General features: G+C 75.7%; 2 protein-coding genes. One reads left to right on the top strand and one right to left on the bottom strand.

The window, feature by feature from the left end; genetic code table 11:
- A partial coding sequence (locus ACFUEL_RS07950; RefSeq protein ID WP_380235172.1) for a hypothetical protein occupies positions 1-441 on the bottom strand: 441 nt, incomplete at its 3' end.
- Positions 442-736: 295 nt separating this feature from the next.
- Between ACFUEL_RS07950 and ACFUEL_RS07945 the strand changes: the two genes are divergently transcribed.
- Positions 737-1,906, top strand: coding sequence for a S8 family serine peptidase (locus ACFUEL_RS07945; protein ID WP_380235171.1), 1,170 nt, complete (start codon positions 737-739; stop codon positions 1,904-1,906).
- Positions 1,907-2,054: the final 148 nt, after the last annotated feature.

Raw genomic sequence — 2,054 nt, 5'->3', positions numbered from 1 at the left:
GTCACCGATCGAGTTGATCTCGGCGTTGGAACGGCTGTCACCCGCGTAGTCGAGCTGGTCGGTGCACTTCACCCCGGACTTCTTCGGGGTACCGGCGGCCGCGCCGCCACCACTGCCGCCCTGCGGGGCCGGGCAGGTGCCGGTGCTGTCACCGATCGAGTTGATCTCGGCATTGGAGCGGCTGTCGCCCGCGTAGTCGAGCTGGTCGGTGCACTTCACCCCGGACTTCTTCGGGGCGCCCGACGGCTTCGCGGCGGTCTTGCCACCGGCCGCCGCCGGGGCGCTCGCGGCGGGCGGGGTGGCGGGCGGGGCGCTCGCGGCGGGCGGGGTGGCGGAGGCGGCGGCGTTGGACGCGGCGGAGTCGCCGTCCTCACAGGCGGTGAGCGACAGGCAGGCCGCAACGGCGACAAGGGCGATCGCCGAGATCTTCCGAACGCGCATGGTCCTCTTCTTCCGGGTCGGGCCTCCCGCTCACGGTGAGCGGGACTGCCGGGAGCCGAAGTCGCTGCTCCCGGAGATGAGGTTCCCTCAACTTCCGCCCCGGCCGGGTCCGCACCGCGTCCCGGTTCCGCAACAGACCCGGACGCCCGCCCGGCCCGGCCCGCCGTCATCCGAGCGGGTGACCGTGCGCATACCGACCTGACGGTGGGTCAAGACTCCCTGCAGACAAGCGGACCGCCGGTGCGGGGGAGCCCACCCCCCGCCCACGGCGCCGCTCCCCCGAACGGAGGCCCCGTTGCGCCGCCCCCTCGCGCTCACCGCCGCCCTGCTCACCGCCCTCGCCACCGCCCCCGCCCACGCGCACGCCGCCCCCCGCTGGGTGCACACCTGCACCGCCCCCGCCAGGGCCGACACCGCCTCCTGCGACGCGCTGCGGGTGGTCGGCACCGCCGCCGCCGACCCGGACAGCGCCGGCTACGGACCCGCCGACCTGCGCGCCGCGTACGGGCTGCCCGCGGACGGCGGCGAGGGCGCCACCATCGCCGTCGTCGACGCCTACGACCACCCCCGCGCCGAGGCCGACCTCGACGTCTACCGCCGCCACTTCGGACTGCCCGCCTGCACCACCGACAACGGCTGCTTCCGCAAGACCGACCAGCGCGGCGGCACCCGGCTGCCCCGCGGCAACACCGCCTGGGCCGGCGAGACCGCCCTCGACCTCGCCATGGTCTCCGCGATCGCCCCGCGCGCCCGGATCCTCCTGGTCGAGGCCGACAGCGCCGCCGTCGGCAACCTCGGAACCGCCGTCAACACCGCCGTCGCCCTCGGTGCCCAGTACGTCTCGATCAGCTGGGGCACCACCGAGAACGCCAACGCGCCGACCTACGACAGCCGCTACTTCGACCACCCCGGCACCGTCGTCGCCGCCGCCTCCGGCGACTCCGGCTACGGCGTCAACTACCCCGCCTCCTCACCCCGCGTCGTCGCCGTCGGCGGCACCACCCTGCGCCCCGACGGCTCCGCCCGCGGCTGGGACGAGACCGCCTGGACCCCCGGCACCGACCAGGGCGCGGGCAGCGGCTGCTCCGGCCGGTTCCCCAAGCCCGCCTGGCAGGCCGACCCCGGCTGCGACCACCGCACCGTCGCCGACGTGGCCGCCGTCGCCGACCCCGCGACCGGCGTCGCCGTCTACCAGACCTACGGCGGCAGCGGCTGGTACACCTACGGCGGCACCTCCGCCGCCGCCCCGATCATCGCCGCCGCCTACGCCCTCGCCGGCCCCCCGTCCCCCGGCAGCGCCCCCGCCTCCTTCCCCTACCGCCACCCCGCCGCCCTCCACGACATCACCACCGGCCCCGCCCCCACCACCTGCACCCCGGCCTACCTCTGCACGGCCGCCCCGGGCTACGACGGCCCGACCGGCCTCGGCAGCCCGAACGGGGTGGACGCCTTCCGGGAACCGTGACAGCGGGGGCGCGGTTCCCCGCGCCCCCGGTTCCGTCTCTCGGCCGGACAGGACCTAGTAGTGCTTCGTTAGGTTCTGGTTCTGTGTCTGGTTCTTGTGCGGGGTAGGGGGCGGTTGCAGGTGGCACAGGTGCCGGTCCAGCCCTTGA

Source organism: Kitasatospora sp. NPDC057198 (assembly GCF_042670125.1).
In the GTDB taxonomy this organism is placed as follows: domain Bacteria; phylum Actinomycetota; class Actinomycetes; order Streptomycetales; family Streptomycetaceae; genus Kitasatospora.
The sequence above is the reverse complement of the archived record's forward strand: the minus strand, read 5'-3'. Positions and strand labels throughout refer to the sequence as shown.